This window comes from Aquiflexum lacus (assembly GCF_015476655.1).
Lineage (GTDB): Bacteria > Bacteroidota > Bacteroidia > Cytophagales > Cyclobacteriaceae > Aquiflexum > Aquiflexum lacus.
Map to the genome: position 1 here is coordinate 53,442 of NZ_JABFHF010000029.1, position 19,553 is coordinate 72,994.

Below are 19,553 nucleotides of genomic sequence, written 5' to 3' on the forward strand. Positions count from 1 at the left end.
AGGTTAACTAAAACCTCCATAAAATTTAATGAATTTAATAGAAGAATTCAATAGCTACAGAAGCCAAATGAACGAAAAAATCATGGCGGCTGACAACAAAGTCATCAAACGTTTTTTCAATTTGGACACCAATACCTATGCGGAAGGAGCTGTAGATGTCAAGACAAAAGAAATGATTGGATTGGCTTGCTCGATGGTTTTGCGCTGTGACGACTGCATCAAATATCATTTGGGGAAATCCTATGAAGCTGGATTGAGCAAAGAGGAGGTTTTCGAAGTATTTTCCATTGCAACCATTATAGGAGGATCTATTGTGATACCACATTTAAGAAGAGCTGCAGAATATTGGGAATTATTAGAAGAAGAAAAAAATACAAATGCTTAAAAAAGATCTTGATCTGGAAAAAAGATGGGGCAAACTCCTACTGGGAATTAATGACCTTGTAGGCAAAAAACCTTCTGACCTAAATGGGGTTTTGTTCCTGATTGGCGTTCAGGAGTTGGGTCAGGGAAATAAAAACTTTTCCAAAGAACAAAAGCAAGACCTCATGCATATTGCTATATGCAAAGTTTTAAGTTTGGCTGGATTCTATGAGTTGGATTATATTGACCAAGATGGGTGGCCACACTGGAAATTGATAAAAAAACTTCCGCATTTCAATATGTTGGAACAGGAAAAACTATTGAAAATACAAGTGCTGGAATATTTTGAACAGGAATTTCAAATTGAAATCAAATAAATAGAAGACACAAATTAAAGCATCCTAGATCAATGAAAATCGTATCCTATAATGTTAATGGCATCCGAGCAGCACTAAACAAAGGGTTTTTGGATTGGCTAAAGGCTACAAACCCTGACATCATAGGATTACAGGAAGTAAAAGCTGAACTAAACCAAATAGACAGCTCAATATTTGAAGACCTGGGATACCACATATATTGGTTACCGGCGGTAAAAAAAGGATACAGTGGCGTTGCAATTCTAAGTAAAACAAAACCCAAACATGTAGAATATGGAGTAGGATTATCCAACTATGATAACGAAGGGAGAATCTTAAGAGCAGACTTTGATTCATTTTCATTTATATCTGCTTATTTTCCATCAGGAACTACCGGAGATATCAGACAAGACTTCAAATATCAATTCTTGGATGATATTTATGGATATTCACAGGATTTGATTCAAAAAATTCCTAATTTGATTCTGAGTGGAGATTATAATATATGCCATAAACCAATAGACATCCATAATCCCGTTTCAAACAAAAATTCATCAGGATTTTTGCCTGAAGAAAGAGCCTGGATGGATAAATTTACTGAATCAGGGTTTGAGGATAGTTTTAGGTTATTCAATCAGGACCCACATCATTACACTTGGTGGAGTTATAGGGCAGGATCTAGGGGTAAAAATTTGGGTTGGCGAATTGACTACCATATGGCCACTTTGCCAATGAAAAAACGGATCAAAAAATCAATCATATTACCTGAAGCATATCATTCAGATCATTGTCCCATATTAATGGAGATTGATAATTGAATAATATAAGTATTAAACAAATTAGCCATAAAAGATTCATGAAATCTATAAAAATTTCAATCCCTTCTCTCATTGAGAATATAAAAATCATAGAAAGCTTTATTGACAATGCACGGGAAAAATTCTCTATCAACGAGGATATTTATGGAAACATTATGATTTCTGTAACAGAATGCGTCACCAACGCTATTGTACATGGCAACAGTTTGGATGGTTCAAAAAAAGTAGATCTTGAATTACACCTCGATGACAATCAAGTAAAATTTGTGATCAAAGATGAAGGAACAGGTTTTGACTATGACCATTTAGAAGATCCAACATCCACGGAAAATCTTGAAAAAGCTGGTGGAAGAGGCATTTTCATCATGAAGCATTTATCAGATGAAGTAAAATTCGAAGATTTGGGAAGAAAAACAATTTTAACCTTTTACATGTAAATGGCAATACAATTTTTTGAAGAAGACATCAAATTTTCTCTAAAGGAAAAAAACAAGCATAAAAGATGGCTAAAAGTCATCGCAGAAAAACAAGGGTACCGAATATTAGATCTCAATTATATTTTCTGTTCAGATGAATATCTGTACAAAATCAATTTGGAATATCTAAATCACAATACTTATACAGACATCATTACATTTGATAATTCTGAAGAAAAAAACACCATTGAAGGCGATATCTTTATCAGCATTGAGAGAATTAAAGAAAATGCTGAAAAATTAAATAATGCCATAAATATAGAAATTCTAAGAGTCATGAGTCACGGACTAATGCATTTGATGGGATACAAAGACAAAAGTAAAGAAGACAAAAAGCTAATGAACGAAATGGAAGATAATTCCATTTTACTCTATCAACAATTTAATGTTTCACGTGGAACAGATCAAAATTAATATAGCTTCCACAAGAGAAATGTTTCACGTGAAACACTAACAAAAAAATTAATTATGTTTCCAATATACGATGTGATCGTGGTAGGGGCAGGACATGCAGGCTGTGAAGCTGCGCACGCTGCCGCAATGATGGGTTCAAAGGTGCTGCTCTGCACCATGAACATGAATACGATTGCCCAAATGTCCTGTAATCCTGCAATGGGTGGTGTGGCGAAAGGACAAATCGTCCGGGAAATTGATGCACTTGGGGGCTTATCCGGAATCATATCAGATAAGTCAATGATTCAATTCCGTATGCTGAACAGATCAAAAGGTCCTGCCATGTGGTCCCCAAGATCACAAAACGACAGAATGAGGTTTGCAGAGGAATGGAGATTGGCGCTAGAACATACTCCAAATGTTGACTTTTGGCAAGAAATGATCAGTGGACTTGTTATAAAAAACAACAGAGTTTGTGGTGTCAAAACAGGAATAGGTCTAGAAATACAAAGCAAAAGTGTTGTGCTTACAAATGGAACGTTCCTAAATGGCATCATACATATAGGAGAAAAACAATTTGGTGGGGGTAGGACCGGTGAAGCGGCGGCTAAAGGCATAACAGAACAGTTGGTTCAATTGGGCTTTGAGGCAGGAAGAATGAAAACAGGAACACCTCCCAGAGTTGACGGAAGGTCTTTGGATTATTCGAAAATGGAAATCCAATATGGAAATGAAAATCCGGAAAAATTCTCATATTCAGACGAAACCAAGCCTCTTACAAAGCAAAGAACCTGTTGGATTACCTATACCAATAAAGAGGTGCACAAAACATTAGAGACAGGATTTGATCGTTCACCTATGTTTAATGGTAGAATACAAGGACTTGGGCCTAGGTATTGCCCATCTATTGAAGATAAGATCAATCGATTTGCAGAAAGAGAGAGGCATCAAATTTTTGTCGAACCCGAAGGGTGGAATACAGTAGAAATCTATGTAAACGGCTTCTCAACTTCTCTTCCTGAAGATGTACAATATGCAGCATTGCGAAAAATTGAAGGTTTCGAAAATGCAAAAATGTTCAGACCAGGCTATGCCATAGAATACGATTTCTTTCCACCGACACAATTGAAATTAACATTAGAAACTCAATTGATAGAAAATCTTTTCTTCGCCGGTCAAATCAACGGGACTACCGGATATGAAGAAGCCGCATCTCAAGGATTGATAGCAGGCATTAACGCATCAAGAAAAATAGCAGAATATGAGCCTTTCTTGTTGAAGCGGTCTGATGCATATATAGGTGTACTTATTGATGACTTGATCAATAAAGGTACAGAAGAACCCTATAGAATGTTTACTTCAAGGGCAGAGTTTAGACTACTGTTAAGACAAGACAACGCGGATCTAAGGCTTACTCAGATGGGACATCAAATTGGCTTAGCAAATGATTCAAGGCTTGAAAAAATGCTCGACAAGAAATCTGACACCGCCAAATTGGTCAATGATTTAAAACAGAAAAAGCTTTCTCCCGATATCATCAATGAAGGGTTAGAAGGGTATGAAACTGCAACAATCAAAGAGAAAGTCTCCATAGAAAAGCTGCTGAAAAGACCTCAGTTAGGCCTTAATCAAATAATGGAACTAGATCAAGAATTAAAACTATACCTCTCAAAATATAAAAAAGAGGTATTGGAACAAGCAGAAATTCAGATCAAGTATGAAAGCTATATTGAGAAGGAACAACAAATGGTCGAAAAACTCAATAATATGGAGAATTATAGAATTCCTATCAGTTTTGATTATTTGTCTATACCGGCACTTTCAGCCGAAGGGAAACAAAAACTTCACAAGGTAAAACCTGAGACCCTGGGCCAAGCCTCAAGAATAAGCGGCGTATCACCCGCAGATCTCTCTATTTTAACAGTATATCTAGGAAGATAATGTCTAAAGAAAGATTAACCAAATGCCCGCTCTGCAAAAGCGGGCTTTTTCTTAATCACAAAGAAATAAAAGACCATGCTATCAGCAAGGAGAATTTTTTATTATGCCAATGCAGAACCTGTAAACTCATATTCACAAATCCTAGACCGGGACTTGAAGAAATAGGAAAATATTACGAATCAAAAGATTATATATCACATCAAAACAAATCAAACAATCTAACCAACTTTCTCTACAAAATAGTCAGAAAAATAACGATCAAAAGCAAAGTCAAGCTGATCAATCGGATCAATCCATCTAAAGGTAAATTATTGGATATAGGATGCGGAACAGGGTATTTTTTAAAAGAGGCCATGAGGCAACAATGGAAAGTAACAGGCATTGAACCCAATCCCATTGCACGGGAAATAACTCATCAAAAAAAAATCAAAGTTTTTGAATCTTTAGAGGAAATAAAAAAAGACAAAAAATTTGATATCATCACCTTATTTCATGTCTTGGAACATATACATGATTTGAGAAAAACAGGGAAAAGCCTAGCAAAACAACTTAAGAAATACGGAACTTTAATTATAGCAGTACCCAATGTAAAATCTTTTGATTCCCACTATTATGATACGAATTGGGCTGCATATGATGTACCAAGACATTTATATCATTTTGACATTGATAGCATGGAAAGGTTTGCAACAGAAATAGATATGAAAATAGTAGAAATAAAACCCATGAGGTTTGATAGTTTCTACGTATCCCTGTTAAGTGAAAAATACAAGAACCCCGGAGAAAATTCAATAAAACATTTTATTAGCGGATTTAAAAAGGGGTATTTATCCAATAAATGGGCGAAAAATAATGAAAACAATTATTCAAGTTTATTATTTGTTTTAAAGAAAAAATGAAATATTTTAAATATTTATTTACTATATATATTATTATATTACTAGTATCCTGTGCAAAACAAAGTACACCAATGGGCGGTCCAAAAGATGAAGAACCACCAGAATTATTATCAATTACTCCTAGAAATGAATCATTAAATATTAAACCAAGAACCATTGAACTGGAATTTGACGAATATGTCAAAGTAGAGAATCCTAACAAACAAATCATCATTACTCCAAGAATCAAAAAAGAAGAAATGGAGGTAACTGCCATCAAAAACAAAGTTATTCTAAAACTCAATCAAGAATTGGAAGACAGTACAACTTATGTATTTAACTTTCAAAAAACTATCAAAGACATTACAGAAAATAATGTGCCGGATAACCTGAAATTGGTTTTCTCGACAGGACCTACAATAGACAGTCTTACCTTCTCCGGAAATGTATCCTATATATTTCCCCAAAAAGAAAAGTTGATGAAAGATGTCCTTGTTGGGCTTTATGCATTGGGTGATACTACTGATATCTTAACCGCACCACCCTATTATATCGGGCAGGCAGACTCTGTTGGCAACTTCAATATAACAAACATAAAAGCAGGTGAATTTTTGGCATATGCATGGCATGATTCAAATAATTCACTCAAAGCAGAGGAAAAATTGGAAGCCTACGGTTTTTTAGGAGATACCATAAATATAACCACAGATATTTCAGGTGTCCAATTCTATATTTCTAAATCAGACATTTCTGAATTCAAAATCAATCGCAGAGCAGCAGTTGGCAATAATTTTGATGTCGTGGTGAGCAAATTTCCAGTAGAAATTAATATTGAACATGAAGATATCAATCACAAAATCTTTTTTAGAAAAAATGAAAAAATCATACGTTTTTATCATACAGAACTACAAAATGACAGTACAGCCATTCAATTGAATCTGGTAGATTCTGTTGGCTACAAAATAGACACACTGATTTATGCCAAATTTGAGGAAAGTGATAGAGCAAAAGAGAAATTGGAACCTTCTATTCAGGGACCAAAAAGCTTTATCAGCGAACTTTCATTGGATATTAAATTCAATAAACCTCTAAATGAGATTAATTATGACTCTTTGATATTCAAGTATGATACAGCATCTATTATCCAGATCAAAAAGGAATATACTTACTTCAAGGACAGTATCGACAGAACCTTATTAACAATTGCTTTACCGATACCAGACTCAATTAGCAATGAATCATTTAATTTTTACGCTTCAGATTCAACATTTAAAGATATAGAAGGCGTATACAATGAAAATAAATTAGAAGCCGCGTATAAAAAGCTTAATGCAGAATCTCTTGCAGAGGAAGTAAAAGTAAAAGTTAACACGACAGAGTTACCAATAATCCTTCAAATTTTAAATAAAAAGGACGAAATTATAGCTGAAAAATACCTTATCGATTCCAATGAGACCATATTCAATAATATTGAACCGGGCGTTTATTACATTAGGGCAATAATAGATAACAATAATAACAAACGTTGGGATACGTCTAATTTAATGGAAAATAGGCAGGCAGAACCAATATATTATCTCGAAAACCCTAATGATGAAAATTCAAGAGATACTACAATAAGAGCAGGTTGGATACTAGAAGTGACTATTGAACCGAATAAAGCCGTAGGACTGGGAAATAATTCGCTACAAAAAGATTCAAATGAAAAAATAATCGAAGAAATTAATGTAGACAACTAGACGATTACGTGTGGAAACACAATAATAACTTGGGTATAACCTGACACTTATACTCAAAAGAACATCGATTATTTAACAAATAGAAAAACCCAATTGATAACTAGTACATCATCCACACTTATAAACATTTCAGTGAACACAAACTTATACCTGATTATCTATTCCTAACTAATCCACACAAATTGTGATCTCTTTAATAATCAATTCAAATCCAATAGCTTAACACAATAAGTAATGTTAAGAGATTGTGAATAGATGATCCATAAAACCAATCATCAGTGTTGATTAATGAAAGGCAAATACTTACCCACAAATCCACACCTTAATAACTTTAATAGTTTTATTTAATTAAATAAAATAATATAAATATAAAGCTGTGCATAAACCTCTAAGAATGGGTTTTGGATAAATGAGGTCTTTTTCATAATTTGACGTTCTGTCCCTAACCCAAAATAATTATGCAGATCAGCAGACTATTTGATTTGATCAATTATCAGATTGCCAATTATGATAAAGAAGATGCTTTGGCGCAAAAAATAGATGGCCAATGGAAAAAATATTCTTCTAGAGATCTGAAATCAATTGTAGACAATTTGAGTCTTGCATTTTTAAAATCAGGGATCCATCAGAATGATAAAGTTGCTATCATTTCCAATAACAGACCTGAATGGAATTTTATTGATCTGGCATTACAGCAAATTGGGGCCATATCTGTTCCCATGTATCCTACCATATCCGCAGATGATTATAATTATATTTTCAACCATGCAGAAGTAAAACAAGTATTTGTAGGAGATGAGGAAATTTATGGAAAAGCAAAAGAAGCATCCAAGGAAATGGATGTGCAGATTTTTTCTTTTGATAAAATAAAGGGCTGTGAATATTGGGAAGATTTTATGCAAACAGGAGAATCAGGTAATGTTGCAGAACTTGATTCAACAAAAGAAACCATCAAGACCAATGATCTTTTTACCATAATTTACACCTCAGGCACCACCGGTCGTCCAAAAGGGGTAATGTTGACCCATGGTAATGTAATCCATAATCTTTTTGCCATTGAAGACCGGATTATTGTTTCAAAGGGTATTGGAAAGGCCCTAAGTTTTCTCCCTTTGTGTCATATTTACGAGAGAACAGGTTCTTTCTGCTTTTTGTACATGGGAATTTCCATCTACTATGCAGAAAATATGGAAACCATTGGAGATAACCTCAAAGAGATTCAACCACATGTTTTCAATACCGTGCCGCGCTTATTGGAAAAGGTTTATGATAAGATCGTTTCTAAAGGTTACGAACTTACCGGAGTAAAAAAATCATTGTTTTTCTGGGCGCTTAACTTGGGATTGAAATACGAACCCACCAAAGATCAAGGAGCCTGGTATAATTTTCAGTTGAAAATGGCCAATAAAATTATTTTCAGTAAGTGGAGAGAAGCATTAGGTGGAAACATCATGCAGATCAATTCCGGAGCTTCTGCACTACAGCCAAGATTGGCAAGAGTATTTTGGTCAGCGCAGATTCCGGTCTGCGAAGGCTATGGCTTGACTGAAACTTCCCCCGTGATATCTGCATCAATTTGTAACCACAAGGATATTCGAATTGGTATGGTTGGAAAACTTGTCAAGGATGTAGAGGTTAAGATCGCTGCTGATGGTGAAATCCTGGCCAAAGGACCAAATATCATGCAGGGATATTATAAGCAAATCGATCTGACTGCTGAAGTACTTGAGCCGGATGGATGGTTTCATACAGGTGATATAGGGGAATTGGATAAGGATAATTATCTCAAGATTACCGATAGGAAAAAGGAGATGTTCAAAACCTCAGGAGGGAAATATATTGCTCCACAGCCTATGGAGAATAAGTATAAAGAATCTCCTGTAATCGATCAGGTTATGGTAGTGGGAGAAAATAAAAATTTTCCTGCAGCTTTGATTGTGCCAAGTCTACAAGGATTGATGGATTGGTGTAAACACAAGGACATACCCTATACTTCCGATGAAGAAATGCTTAAAAAGCCTGAAATTCTTGATAAATTCCAAAAAGAAATTGAAGAACTCAACAAGTATTTTGGAAAATGGGAACAGGTCAAAAAATTCAAAGTTCTCAATGCTCAATGGGGAGTCGATACGGGAGAGTTAACGCCTACCATGAAATTGAAAAGGAAAGTTATCCATCAAAAATTTGCCAAAGAAATTGAGGAGCTGTATAGTTAGGAATGATAATATGGTTATACGCTTCTTTGCCAGTTACCCAATATCCTATTTCAGGCAAGACAGAAGACCGAAGTACCGGACATTTTAGGGTCCTGCCATGAATTATATCGAATTACAATTTTACTGGCATCATTGTTTATATATATGAATTAAATTATTCGAAATATGATTTTGATTTTTTGAAGTAAATTCCTTATTGACCAATTATATAAACTATACTCTGTAAATATTCAGAATATAGTTTTTTTTATGTCATTATTATATCTGATTAATTTATTATGCATGCATAACTTTTTTTGTATTTAGTATGCATGCATACAATATTTTTCTTAACTTAGTCGTATTAAAATTATACCTATGAAGCGCGAAGAAACAGTAGATTATCACATAAAGAGTGCATGGCATGCCATATCGAGGATGTATAATCAACAAGCTGTTCAGGAAGATTTTACCACAGCCATCGGATTTGTATTGATCAACATCAATTCCAAGGAAGGTACTCCAGCCACCAAGATTGCCCCTTTGATGGGATTGGAAGCCAGAAGCCTGACCAGGATGCTCAAAAGCATGGAAGAAAAAGAGTTGATTTTCCGAAAGCCCGATCCTATAGACAAACGTTCTGTTAGGATTTTCCTGACACCGGAAGGAAAGCGAAAAAAAGAAATATCCGTCAAAACCATCATGGAATTCAATGAACAGGTACGGGAAGTGGTCAGTGAACAAGAATTGAATGACTTCTTTATGGTATTCCAAAAGATCAATCAAGTCATAGAAAATATTCAATCAGAAACAATAAACCCCAATGCGTACGAAAATCTGTACGAACTCTAAATCCAACAAAAATTTTATGAAAAGAACAATTAAGAAAGTCGCGATTTTGGGTTCCGGTGTGATGGGGTCAAGAATAGCCTGCCATTTTGCCAATATTGGCGTGCAGGTCTTATTGCTTGACATTGTCCCCAATGAACCCAATGAAGAGGAAAAGAAAAAGGGACTGACTGTCGAAGACAAAGCTGTCAGAAACAGATTGGTCAACTCAGCTTTGGATAGTACCTTGAAATCAAAACCTGCATCTCTTTATGATGCGGCTTTTGTATCCAGGATAACTACAGGAAATTTTGATGATGACCTTCCAAAGATCAAAGATTTTGATTGGGTCATTGAAGTAGTAGTGGAAAGGTTGGATATCAAAAAGTCACTTTTTGAGAAAGTAGAAAAGTATAGAAAACCTGGAACTTTGATTACTTCCAATACCTCAGGGATTCCAATGCATCTGATGTGCGAGGGAAGATCAGAGGATTTTCAGGTAAATTTTGCCGGAACACATTTTTTCAATCCGCCTCGTTATTTGAGGTTATTGGAAATTATACCGGGACCAAAAACCAATCCTGACATCATCGATTTCTTGATGGATTATGGAGACAGGTTCTTGGGCAAAGAAACAGTGTTATGTAAAGATACACCTGCTTTTATTGCCAATAGGATTGGTGTTTATGCCATTATTTCAGGAATGCATGCCATTGAAAAAATAGGTATGGGAGTGTCAGAAGTGGATAAACTCACCGGACCTATCATAGGCAGGGCAAAGTCGGCTACTTTCAGGACCATGGATGTAGTTGGTTTGGATACTACCGTAAATGTGGCCAACAACCTGTACAAAACCCTTACCCATGATGAATCAAGGGATAAATTCCAATTGCCCAATATCGTAAAAGTACTTTATGACAATAAATGGTGGGGAGATAAAACCGGACAGGGTTATTTCAAGATGATCCGTCACAAAGATGGCAGCAAGGAACTCAAAGAATTGGATCTCAAGACTTTTGAATACAAAGATGCCGAAAAGCCAAAGTTCAAGGCTTTGGAAGCTTCCAAAGAAATCGATGACCTCAAAAAGAGAATCAAATTCCTGGTCAATTTTGATGACCGGGCAGGTGAATTTTACAGAGCTTCATTTTATGACCTTTTCAAATATGCCTCTCACAGAATCCCTGAAATTTCCGATGAACTGTATAGAATAGACCAAGCGGTCTCTGCAGGATTTGGCTGGGAATTGGGTCCCTTCGAAACATGGGACATCCTTGGTGTAAAAGATACCGTGGAAAAAATGGAAGCTGCCGGTGAAAAAGCAGCTGCTTGGGTCCATGAGATGCTTTCAGCCGGAAACGATTCATTCTATAAGGTAGAAAACGGTAAAAAGAAATATTACGATATCCCTTCAAAATCCTATCAGCCAATTCCAGGTACTGAAGAGTTTATCATTTTGGATACACTCAAAGCGGCGAACAAAAAGCTTTGGGGCAATGCAGGTGCCACTGTTTATGACCTGGGTGATGAGGTCATCGGATTGGAATTCCATACCAAAATGAATGCAATCGGTCAGGAAGTGATTGAAGGTATCAATACTGCCATCAACATGGCCGAAAAATCCTATAAAGGTTTAGTCATTGGTAATGAAGGCGGAAACTTCTCTGCAGGTGCCAATCTTGCCATGTTGTTTATGTTTGCCGGAGATCAGGAATTTGATGAAATCAACCTCATGATAGCCGGCTTCCAAAATACCATGATGCGGGCAAGATATTCTTCCGTTCCTGTAGTAGTTGCTCCGCACAATATGGCATTGGGAGGTGGATGTGAACTTTCACTGCATGCAGATGCCGTTCAAGCACATGCAGAATTGTATATGGGCTTGGTGGAATTTGGTGTAGGCTTGATTCCTGCCGGAGGCGGTACCAAGGAAATGACCCTGAGATTTTCCAACGAAGCCAAAGCAGGCGATGTGGAATTGAACAGACTACAGGAGTATTTTATGAACATAGCTACGGCCAAAGTATCTACTTCAGCAGAAGAAGCAAGGGGCTTGGGATACCTTCAGGTGAAAGACAATATCACTTTGAACCGTAAACGTCAATTGGCGGAAGCAAAAGCAAAGGTTTTGGCATTGTATGATGCAGGCTATACACAACCCCTACAACAGACCAATATCAAAGTTCTCGGCAAAACTTCCTTGGCCCTGTTTGAAGCAGGTATCACCGGAATGCTCTATGGAAAATACATTTCAGAGCACGATGCCAAGATCGCCAGAAAATTAGGATGGGTAATGTCCGGCGGAGACCTTTCTTCCCCTACGGAAGTCAGTGAACAATACTTACTCGACCTCGAGCGGGAAGCCTTCCTCAGCCTTACCGGGGAAAAGAAGACCTTGGAGAGGATACATAGTATTCTGTTTAAAGGGAAACCGCTTAGGAATTAGGGGTGAGAGGCGAGAAGCGAGAGTTTTAGAACCAAGAGACAAGAACCAAGAATCAAGACTGACTTTGGGTTCGATTTGAGCAAGGATTATAATGAAAGCCGATGACTGAATTAAATAACTAGCGTTTTAGAAACTAGAGACAAGAACCAAGACTGGCTTAGTGGATAAAACATTGGTTACTCAGAATTATTAAACAGAGAGAAAAGTTGAAATAGAGAAGAATTGAAACCTAAAATTTTGAAAGAATATGAAAGTCAAACATAACTTCAAGAATCTCAAAGTATGGCAAAAGTCAGTTGATTTGGCTGTAAAGGTTTACCATATCACAAAAGAATTTCCTTCTGAGGAGAAATTTGGTATGACCTCGCAAATGAGGAGGGCAAGTGTCTCAATCCCTTCAAATATTGCCGAAGGAACCGCAAAAAGTACTTCTAAATCTTTTGTAAACTCTCTGGATATCAGCCTTGGGGAAAGTTATGAAATGGAAACTCAGGCTATCATTGCCAATCTGGTAGGCCTACTGGATAAGGAACAATTCACATCTCTTGAATCTGATATCAGCGAAGTACAAAGAATGATCAACGGATTTATTTCAACAGTGGAATCCAACCCATATTGAATTCCAAACCTTGAATTTGACCTCTAGCAAATCTTGATTCTTGGTTCTCAACCTCCTTTAGTTCAACAAACAATAAATCAACAATAAACCTCAATAGAAACAAACATATGGAAGCTTATATAGTAAACGGATACAGATCAGCGGTGGGAAGGGCCAAAAAGGGTGGCTTTAGGTTCTACCGCCCGGATGATTTGGCAGCAGATGTGATCAAGCATTTGGTGGCCAATACCCCGGGATTGGAAAATAAAATGGTCGATGACCTCATTGTCGGCAATGCCATCCCGGAAGCGGAACAGGGCATGCAGATGGGCAGAATGATTTCCCTTTTGGCACTGGGCGTGGACAACCCCGGATTTATCATCAACAGGTACTGCGGTTCAGGAGTGGAAGCCATCGCATTGGCTGTGGGTAAAATCAAGGCAGGCATGGCCGATTGCATCATTGCAGGTGGAACGGAATCCATGTCGCTCCTGCCCATGATGGGATATAAAACCGCCCTGAACTATAAAATTGCCTCTGAAACTCCTGACTACTACTTGAGTATGGGGTTGACTGCGGAGGAACTGGCAAAAGAATATGATATCACCCGTGAACAGGCAGATGAATTCGCGGTGAGATCCCATGACAGGGCTTTAGCGGCTATAGCAGCAGGCAAATTCAAAGACGAAATCGTGCCTGTGGAAGTGGAAGAAACTTATATCGATGGAAATGGGAAAAGGAAAACCAGAAAGTCTATCGTGGACACAGATGAAGGACCAAGGCCTGGCACCTCCATGGAAGGCCTGGCGAACCTTAAGCCTGCCTTTAAAATGGGCGGGCAGGTTACTGCAGGTAATTCCTCCCAAACCTCTGACGGTGCCGCATTCGTGGTCGTCATGTCCGAAAGGCTGGTCAAAGAACTCAACCTGGAACCCATTGCCAGAATGATGTCTTATGCCGTGGCAGGAGTTGAACCAAGAATCATGGGAATCGGTCCCAAGGAGGCAGTTCCCAAAGCCCTCAAGCAAGCTGGACTGACTTTGGACAAGATCGATCTCATCGAATTGAATGAGGCATTTGCCGCACAGGGCTTGGCAGTCATCAAATCCCTGGACATGGATATCAACAAAGTCAATGTCAACGGAGGTGCGGTTGCCCTAGGTCACCCACTCGGCTGTACCGGTGCCAAACTCTCCGTCCAACTCTTCAACGAACTCCGCAGACAAAACAAGAAATACGGCATGGTGACAGCTTGTGTAGGCGGCGGACAGGGTGTAGCAGGGGTGTATGAGCTACTTAAATAGACGTGAGATATGGGATGTGAGACTTGAGATAGGAATGGAATCCATTTTAGAGTTTCACGATAATAAATAAGTTTCAAACTTTTAAATCAAGAATTTATGAACAACTATAAAGAATTAGATATATGGAAAAGATCCATTAAGCTAGCAGTTAAAGTTTATAAAGCAACCAAACTTTTCCCCTCAGAGGAAAGATTTGGCTTGACATCTCAAATGAGAAGATGTGCTGTGTCAGTTCCTTCAAATATTGCAGAAGGTGCAGGAAGGAAGTCTAATAAAGAATTTTCGCAATTTCTGAGTATTAGCTATGCATCACTTTGTGAATTGGAAACCCAAGTTATTATTTCAGAAGAATTGGAATTCTTGGAAATTACAGAAGCAGAAATCATTTGTAAAGAAATTGAAGAATTACAGAAAATGACCTTCTCATTGATAAATAAGTTTTCAGTCTAAACACATCCCAAATCTCACATCTCATATCTCATATCTCATATCTCATATCTCACTTCTTAAAATATTCCAAATAAAAAAATATATGTCAACAATAACCAAAAACTCAATCAACGGCGGTGAATTCCTGATCAAGGAAACCGCGGCGCAGGAAATCTTCATATTTGAGGAGTTTTCTGAGGAGCAGAAAATGATGGCCCAGGCCTGTCAGGATTTTATCGATACCGAAATACACCCAAGAATCGAGGATATCGACAGCATGAAAAACCCGGAGCTTGTTCCTTCCATTTTCCATAAAGCAGGCGAACTCGGACTTTTGGGAATTTCGGTTCCTGAGGAGTTTGGTGGTATGGGGATGAGTTTCAATACCTCGATGCTGATTGCAGATATTATCGGTGGTGCAGGTTCATTCTCCACTACCTATGGGGCCCATACCGGGATCGGTACTTTGCCGATTTTGTACTATGGTACAGAAGATCAAAAATCCAAATACCTGCCCAAACTTGCAACAGGTGAATGGGCGGCCTGCTATTGCCTGACCGAACCGGATGCAGGTTCAGATGCCAACAGCGGCAAGACCAAAGCAACTTTGACAGCAGATGGAAAACATTACCTCATCAATGGACAGAAGATGTGGATCTCCAATGCCGGTTTTGCGGATATCTTTATCGTGTTTGCCAAGATCGAGGATGATAAAAACCTGACTGCATTTATTGTGGAAAAAGGTTTCGGTGGCATCACCATGAACGAAGAGGAAAAGAAAATGGGCATCAAGGGCTCCTCTACCCGTCAGGTGTTTTTCAATGACTGCAAAGTTCCTGTTGAAAACATGCTTTCCGAAAGACAGAACGGCTTCAAAATCGCGGTGAACATCCTCAATATCGGTCGTATCAAATTGGGTGCGGGCGTATTGGGAGGTTGTAGAACCGTGGCAACTTATGCTGTCAAGTATGCCGGGGAACGTAAGCAATTTGGCGTGGCCATCAATTCCTTTGGGGCCATCAAGCAGAAATTGGCCGAAATGGCTGTCAGGACTTATGCATGCGAATCCCTTTGCTACCGTGCCGGACAGGACATTGAAGACAGGATGGAAGCCATAGCTTCAGAGGGGATTTCTGATGCGGAAGCCAAATTGAAAGCCTTGGAGCAGTTTGCCATCGAAGCGGCAATCGCCAAAGTACATGGGTCTGAGGTATTGGATTATGTAGTGGACCAAGGTGTGCAGGTCTATGGAGGAATGGGTTATTCGGCCGATGCCCCCATGGAGCGTGCTTACAGGGATGCCCGTATTTCCAGAATCTACGAGGGTACCAATGAGATCAACCGCATGCTGATGGTAGGCATGTTGCTAAAGCGGGCCATGAAAGGGGAAATCAATCTTTTTGAACCTGCTATGGCAGTATCGCAGGAACTGACTTCCGTGCCTAGTTTTGAGACTATTGATACTTCTGAGCTTTTTGCCGCTGAAAAAGAGGTGATCAAAAAACTGAAGAAAGTGTTTCTGATGGTGGGTGGAAAAGCCGCGATGGCATTGGCAGACAAAATCGAATCCGAACAGGAAGTGATGATGAACCTGGCCGATGTGATGATAGAAATCTATGCTGCCGAATCTGCTGTCCTCAGGACAGAAAAACTGGTCAGTCTCCGTGGCGAAGAAGCCTGTCAGCCACAGATTGCGATGGCGCAGGTGTACCTCTTTGAAGCAGTGGAAAAAATACAGACCGCAGCCAAAGAGGCCATAGCATCCTTTACCAAAGGCGATGAGCAAAAGGTCATGCTGATGGGCTTGAAGCGCTGGACGAAAGCCGACCTGGTCAATACCAAGGAGCTGAGAAGACAGATAGCGGATTATATGATTGAGAAGGGGAAATATCCGTTTTCTTGATCGATAAGAATGGGATTTCAACTTATAGTTGATTTCCCGCGAAGGCGCTAAGACGCAAAGGAAAGAAGAGCCTCCAGAGATGGGGGCTTTTTTTGTGTTCTTAGACCTTTATAGACCTAGTAAATATTAACCCTGGTGACAAACGGGGCTGACAGGTTTTGAATTAACCGTTTAACTTCAGCCATTTTCTTTTACATTTTGCTGATTCGAATTATTTTACATGATGGAGATCGCGACCTATGGAGAAAGTAACTAGTCTAAATAGCAGATCAAATATCGATTCTTCGTTTTACTTTGCTTTCCGGTCAGGGGACTTCCTCAACATCGGTCATCGGTCATCTGACATCCAACAATTTAGCCACATTAACATCTTTAAACATGGAACCAAGACCTATTGAAGTAGAAATCATCGGGCGGAAGATTATATTGAAGATGCCCAAGAATGAAGCGGATATACATTTTATCCGAAGCATTCAGTATGCAAGGTGGAATAAGGAAGGCTTTTTCTGGGATGTCCCCCATTATCCCGGCAATCTTGAAAGGATCAAGCAATACTTTGGAGAGCGGATTTCCATACTGAAAGAACATGAACAAATTGAGGTAAAAATCATAGGTAAAGAACATAAGATCGGCAAAAATGAAGTTTTAATTATAAAAAGCAGGTCAGGAAGACTGAAGCTGATTTTTGGTTTTCATGCAGGATTGATGAAAATGATCAAAACCATTCCTTACTATAAATGGGACAGTAAAAATAAATGGTGGACCGTTCCCTACTCAGAGCAGTTTTTAAAGGAAATAAAAACGAAGATCAAGGATTTTGGAATGGTAATGATATTTGAAGCAGAGGAAAAAGGGATAATAGTTGCAAGGGCGAATCAATTTGATGTACCAAACTATCGGAAATGCCCCGAGGAGTATGTGCATAAGTTGGAGGAAAGGAGGTATAGTGAAGGTACAATCAAGGCCTATGTGCCATTATTTGAAGAATTCACCCCGTAGGATAAAAATAAGAATCCATGTATTATTATGTTTATGTTTTAATTTCAGAAAAAGACAATCTCTTTTACACTGGTTATACCAAAGATCTGAGAGGTAGATTGTCTGAACATAATTCTGGTAATGTCATATCTACAAGATTTAGAAGACCACTTAAGTTAATATACTTTGAGGGCTGTCTGAGCCAACAAGATGCTACACGAAGAGAAAAATATCTAAAATCAGGTAATGGAAAAATTTACTTAAAAAGCCGTTTACGTCATTATTTTTATCCAACAGGGTAAATCACTACCCAGGTATTCCTATTGAAGACTTAGGTGAAAAAGAGGTAATGGAGTTCTCAAGGTTTCTGGTAAATGAAAGGAAAGTTTCAAGCTCGTATCAAAACCAAGCTATTCACCCCGTAGGACAAATACGGTCATGACATAAATAATGTATATATAGTTTGGTAATGTTAGATATTTCCTTTAGGTGATTTGAGAGATTTTGTCCAACGGGGTAAATGCGATCAAATTCTACTTTGAAAAAGTAAGAGGAGGAGAACGTAAATATTACCATGTTGACAGACCAATTAGAGAAAAAGCTTTACCTGAGGTGCTGAGTGAAGAAGAGGTGACAAAAATTTTAAGGGTAACCAAAAACATTAAGCATAAAGCCATCCTTATGACTATCTACTCGGCGGGGCTTAGAATAGGTGAATTGGTAAATTTAAAAATCAAAGATATCGATTCAAATCGCATGCAGATAAGAGTTGAACAGGCCAAAGGTAAGAAAGATAGGTACACAGTTCTGTCACAAAGGACTTTGGAAATATTAATGAGATATATTAAGCAAGATAGACCTTTTGAATATTTATTTGAAGGGCAGGGAAGTACGAAGGAAATACCCGTGAGGTATTCTACAACTAGTATTTCATCTATTTTAAATAAGGCAGTAAAAATTGTGGGAATTACAAAAAACGTAACCGTACATACCTTAAGACATTCCTTTGCAACCCATTTATTGGAAAGAGGCACTGATTTAAGATATATACAAAGTCTTTTAGGCCACGAAAGCCCTAAAACGACACAGATATACACACATATTACCACTAAGGGTTTTGACCAAATAAAAAGTCCATTAGATGGTTTAGATTTATAAAAATTCTTTTAGTTTTATAGGACATCTTTCCACAATATTAAGGAAAGCATGCCAAATAGGATTGCTTTCTAACATTATAGAATAAAGCAAAACGTTGTGCTTCATGCGAAAAATGAAAACGATACAGAAAATATTGACCATTACATTGACTTTGACACTTTCAACTTCGTTTGCTCAGACGGACTGCAAAAAATGCGACATCGAGAAAGTGAAAACAATTCATGACAACATTGACAATCTGACTTTTAAAATGGTGAAAGACTTTCTCTGTACGTTCGACAACTTATGTGAAACGAACATTGAATTTTCACAATGGAGCAATGAAATGCTTTATAAACTACTCGACAAGGAACCTGAATTAATAATCAAGGTTCTTGACCAAAGTCAATTGGACAATATTGAAATCTTACTTGACGAAATAGAAAATCCAATTCACGAGTTTGACTATCAAAAGATCTGCGAGAAAGTTTCAGAAGTCAAGATTGAAAGTGATTTTAAGCAAAAAGTGTTGAAATCAATTAAGTTGGTGGCTGACAATGAAGGAATAAAGATTAAGAAATAAAAAAGCACGAAAGCACAACAGCACCTAAGAAACATGGGGCGCATACAGGTAGCAAGACATTTTGTACTTTGGTTCAAACATTTTATCAGCCGAGAGCGAAACGGTTTTAATTGCCCCACGTTTCTTAGCTGCGAAACGTCAGACTGTCTAAAAACCCGGCCTTGCGATGAGAAGTAATTTCACACTTT

At 38.0% G+C, this 19,553-nt stretch carries 19 protein-coding genes; all 19 read left to right on the forward strand.

The features are described 5' to 3' along the window. Window positions 1-28: 28 nt before the first annotated feature. The 19 genes from HMJ38_RS20435 (at window position 29) to HMJ38_RS20525 (ending at window position 19,365) form a co-directional block, all read left to right on the forward strand. Window positions 29-385, forward strand: coding sequence for a carboxymuconolactone decarboxylase family protein (locus tag HMJ38_RS20435; protein ID WP_194976298.1), 357 nt, complete (start codon window positions 29-31; stop codon window positions 383-385). Beyond that, complete coding sequence (locus HMJ38_RS20440; protein ID WP_194976299.1) at window positions 378-740, forward strand: hypothetical protein; 363 nt, start codon at window positions 378-380, stop codon at window positions 738-740. The genes HMJ38_RS20435 and HMJ38_RS20440 overlap by 8 nt, the downstream gene beginning before the upstream one ends. Before the next feature lie 32 nt (window positions 741-772). Next, window positions 773-1,537 (forward strand): exodeoxyribonuclease III, encoded by a 765-nt coding sequence (locus HMJ38_RS20445; protein ID WP_194976300.1) that lies wholly within the window; start codon window positions 773-775, stop codon window positions 1,535-1,537. Window positions 1,538-1,575: 38 nt separating this feature from the next. Then, window positions 1,576-1,974, forward strand: coding sequence for an ATP-binding protein (locus HMJ38_RS20450; RefSeq protein ID WP_194976301.1), 399 nt, complete (start codon window positions 1,576-1,578; stop codon window positions 1,972-1,974). Further along, the gene (ybeY, locus tag HMJ38_RS20455) at window positions 1,975-2,427 is read left to right on the forward strand and encodes an rRNA maturation RNase YbeY (protein ID WP_194976302.1); all 453 of its coding nucleotides are present in this window, start codon (window positions 1,975-1,977) and stop codon (window positions 2,425-2,427) included. Window positions 2,428-2,481: 54 nt separating this feature from the next. After that, the gene (mnmG, locus tag HMJ38_RS20460) at window positions 2,482-4,347 is read left to right on the forward strand and encodes a tRNA uridine-5-carboxymethylaminomethyl(34) synthesis enzyme MnmG (RefSeq protein WP_194976303.1); all 1,866 of its coding nucleotides are present in this window, start codon (window positions 2,482-2,484) and stop codon (window positions 4,345-4,347) included. After that, window positions 4,347-5,246, forward strand: a complete 900-nt coding sequence (locus tag HMJ38_RS20465) for a methyltransferase domain-containing protein (RefSeq protein ID WP_194976304.1) — start codon at window positions 4,347-4,349, stop codon at window positions 5,244-5,246. The genes mnmG and HMJ38_RS20465 overlap by 1 nt, the downstream gene beginning before the upstream one ends. Then, window positions 5,243-6,964: an Ig-like domain-containing protein gene (locus HMJ38_RS20470; protein ID WP_194976305.1), complete on the forward strand. Its 1,722-nt coding sequence runs from the start codon at window positions 5,243-5,245 to the stop codon at window positions 6,962-6,964. Before HMJ38_RS20465 ends, HMJ38_RS20470 begins: the two co-directional genes overlap by 4 nt. A 458-nt stretch (window positions 6,965-7,422) precedes the next feature. Beyond that, window positions 7,423-9,180: an AMP-dependent synthetase/ligase gene (locus HMJ38_RS20475; protein WP_194976306.1), complete on the forward strand. Its 1,758-nt coding sequence runs from the start codon at window positions 7,423-7,425 to the stop codon at window positions 9,178-9,180. Window positions 9,181-9,537: 357 nt separating this feature from the next. Further along, window positions 9,538-10,011, forward strand: a complete 474-nt coding sequence (locus HMJ38_RS20480) for a MarR family winged helix-turn-helix transcriptional regulator (protein WP_194976307.1) — start codon at window positions 9,538-9,540, stop codon at window positions 10,009-10,011. A 16-nt stretch (window positions 10,012-10,027) separates the two neighbouring features. Continuing rightward, the gene (locus HMJ38_RS20485) at window positions 10,028-12,433 is read left to right on the forward strand and encodes a 3-hydroxyacyl-CoA dehydrogenase/enoyl-CoA hydratase family protein (RefSeq protein WP_194976308.1); all 2,406 of its coding nucleotides are present in this window, start codon (window positions 10,028-10,030) and stop codon (window positions 12,431-12,433) included. 247 nt (window positions 12,434-12,680) lie between these two features. After that, window positions 12,681-13,052: a four helix bundle protein gene (locus HMJ38_RS20490; RefSeq protein WP_194976309.1), complete on the forward strand. Its 372-nt coding sequence runs from the start codon at window positions 12,681-12,683 to the stop codon at window positions 13,050-13,052. 107 nt (window positions 13,053-13,159) lie between these two features. Next, window positions 13,160-14,335, forward strand: a complete 1,176-nt coding sequence (locus HMJ38_RS20495; RefSeq protein ID WP_194976310.1) for a thiolase family protein — start codon at window positions 13,160-13,162, stop codon at window positions 14,333-14,335. A gap of 96 nt (window positions 14,336-14,431) precedes the next feature. After that, window positions 14,432-14,785, forward strand: a complete 354-nt coding sequence (locus HMJ38_RS20500) for a four helix bundle protein (RefSeq protein WP_194976311.1) — start codon at window positions 14,432-14,434, stop codon at window positions 14,783-14,785. A gap of 82 nt (window positions 14,786-14,867) precedes the next feature. Continuing rightward, complete coding sequence (locus HMJ38_RS20505) at window positions 14,868-16,667, forward strand: acyl-CoA dehydrogenase family protein (RefSeq protein ID WP_194976312.1); 1,800 nt, start codon at window positions 14,868-14,870, stop codon at window positions 16,665-16,667. Between the two features lie 378 nt (window positions 16,668-17,045). Next, window positions 17,046-17,666 (forward strand): hypothetical protein, encoded by a 621-nt coding sequence (locus HMJ38_RS20510; RefSeq protein WP_194976313.1) that lies wholly within the window; start codon window positions 17,046-17,048, stop codon window positions 17,664-17,666. Window positions 17,667-17,683: 17 nt separating this feature from the next. Then, window positions 17,684-17,947, forward strand: a complete 264-nt coding sequence (locus tag HMJ38_RS20515; RefSeq protein WP_194976314.1) for a GIY-YIG nuclease family protein — start codon at window positions 17,684-17,686, stop codon at window positions 17,945-17,947. Between the two features lie 202 nt (window positions 17,948-18,149). Next, entirely contained in the window at window positions 18,150-18,803 is a 654-nt protein-coding gene (locus HMJ38_RS20520; RefSeq protein ID WP_228780176.1) for a tyrosine-type recombinase/integrase, read from the forward strand. A gap of 112 nt (window positions 18,804-18,915) precedes the next feature. Beyond that, complete coding sequence (locus HMJ38_RS20525; RefSeq protein ID WP_194976315.1) at window positions 18,916-19,365, forward strand: hypothetical protein; 450 nt, start codon at window positions 18,916-18,918, stop codon at window positions 19,363-19,365. The last annotated feature ends 188 nt before the right edge of the window (window positions 19,366-19,553 follow it).

What these genes read in the sequence shown, in the direction of transcription:
- HMJ38_RS20475 (WP_194976306.1), top strand. Translation starts at nt 7,423, where the DNA reads ATGCAGATCAGCAGACTATTTGATTTGATCAATTATCAGATTGCCAAT.
- HMJ38_RS20470 (WP_194976305.1), top strand. Translation starts at nt 5,243, where the DNA reads ATGAAATATTTTAAATATTTATTTACTATATATATTATTATATTACTA.
- HMJ38_RS20480 (WP_194976307.1), top strand. Translation starts at nt 9,538, where the DNA reads ATGAAGCGCGAAGAAACAGTAGATTATCACATAAAGAGTGCATGGCAT.
- ybeY (WP_194976302.1), top strand. Translation starts at nt 1,975, where the DNA reads ATGGCAATACAATTTTTTGAAGAAGACATCAAATTTTCTCTAAAGGAA.
- HMJ38_RS20485 (WP_194976308.1), top strand. Translation starts at nt 10,028, where the DNA reads ATGAAAAGAACAATTAAGAAAGTCGCGATTTTGGGTTCCGGTGTGATG.
- HMJ38_RS20465 (WP_194976304.1), top strand. Translation starts at nt 4,347, where the DNA reads ATGTCTAAAGAAAGATTAACCAAATGCCCGCTCTGCAAAAGCGGGCTT.
- HMJ38_RS20450 (WP_194976301.1), top strand. Translation starts at nt 1,576, where the DNA reads ATGAAATCTATAAAAATTTCAATCCCTTCTCTCATTGAGAATATAAAA.
- HMJ38_RS20515 (WP_194976314.1), top strand. Translation starts at nt 17,684, where the DNA reads ATGTATTATTATGTTTATGTTTTAATTTCAGAAAAAGACAATCTCTTT.
- mnmG (WP_194976303.1), top strand. Translation starts at nt 2,482, where the DNA reads ATGTTTCCAATATACGATGTGATCGTGGTAGGGGCAGGACATGCAGGC.
- HMJ38_RS20500 (WP_194976311.1), top strand. Translation starts at nt 14,432, where the DNA reads ATGAACAACTATAAAGAATTAGATATATGGAAAAGATCCATTAAGCTA.
- HMJ38_RS20510 (WP_194976313.1), top strand. Translation starts at nt 17,046, where the DNA reads ATGGAACCAAGACCTATTGAAGTAGAAATCATCGGGCGGAAGATTATA.
- HMJ38_RS20495 (WP_194976310.1), top strand. Translation starts at nt 13,160, where the DNA reads ATGGAAGCTTATATAGTAAACGGATACAGATCAGCGGTGGGAAGGGCC.
- HMJ38_RS20525 (WP_194976315.1), top strand. Translation starts at nt 18,916, where the DNA reads ATGAAAACGATACAGAAAATATTGACCATTACATTGACTTTGACACTT.
- HMJ38_RS20505 (WP_194976312.1), top strand. Translation starts at nt 14,868, where the DNA reads ATGTCAACAATAACCAAAAACTCAATCAACGGCGGTGAATTCCTGATC.
- HMJ38_RS20490 (WP_194976309.1), top strand. Translation starts at nt 12,681, where the DNA reads ATGAAAGTCAAACATAACTTCAAGAATCTCAAAGTATGGCAAAAGTCA.
- HMJ38_RS20440 (WP_194976299.1), top strand. Translation starts at nt 378, where the DNA reads ATGCTTAAAAAAGATCTTGATCTGGAAAAAAGATGGGGCAAACTCCTA.
- HMJ38_RS20445 (WP_194976300.1), top strand. Translation starts at nt 773, where the DNA reads ATGAAAATCGTATCCTATAATGTTAATGGCATCCGAGCAGCACTAAAC.
- HMJ38_RS20435 (WP_194976298.1), top strand. Translation starts at nt 29, where the DNA reads ATGAATTTAATAGAAGAATTCAATAGCTACAGAAGCCAAATGAACGAA.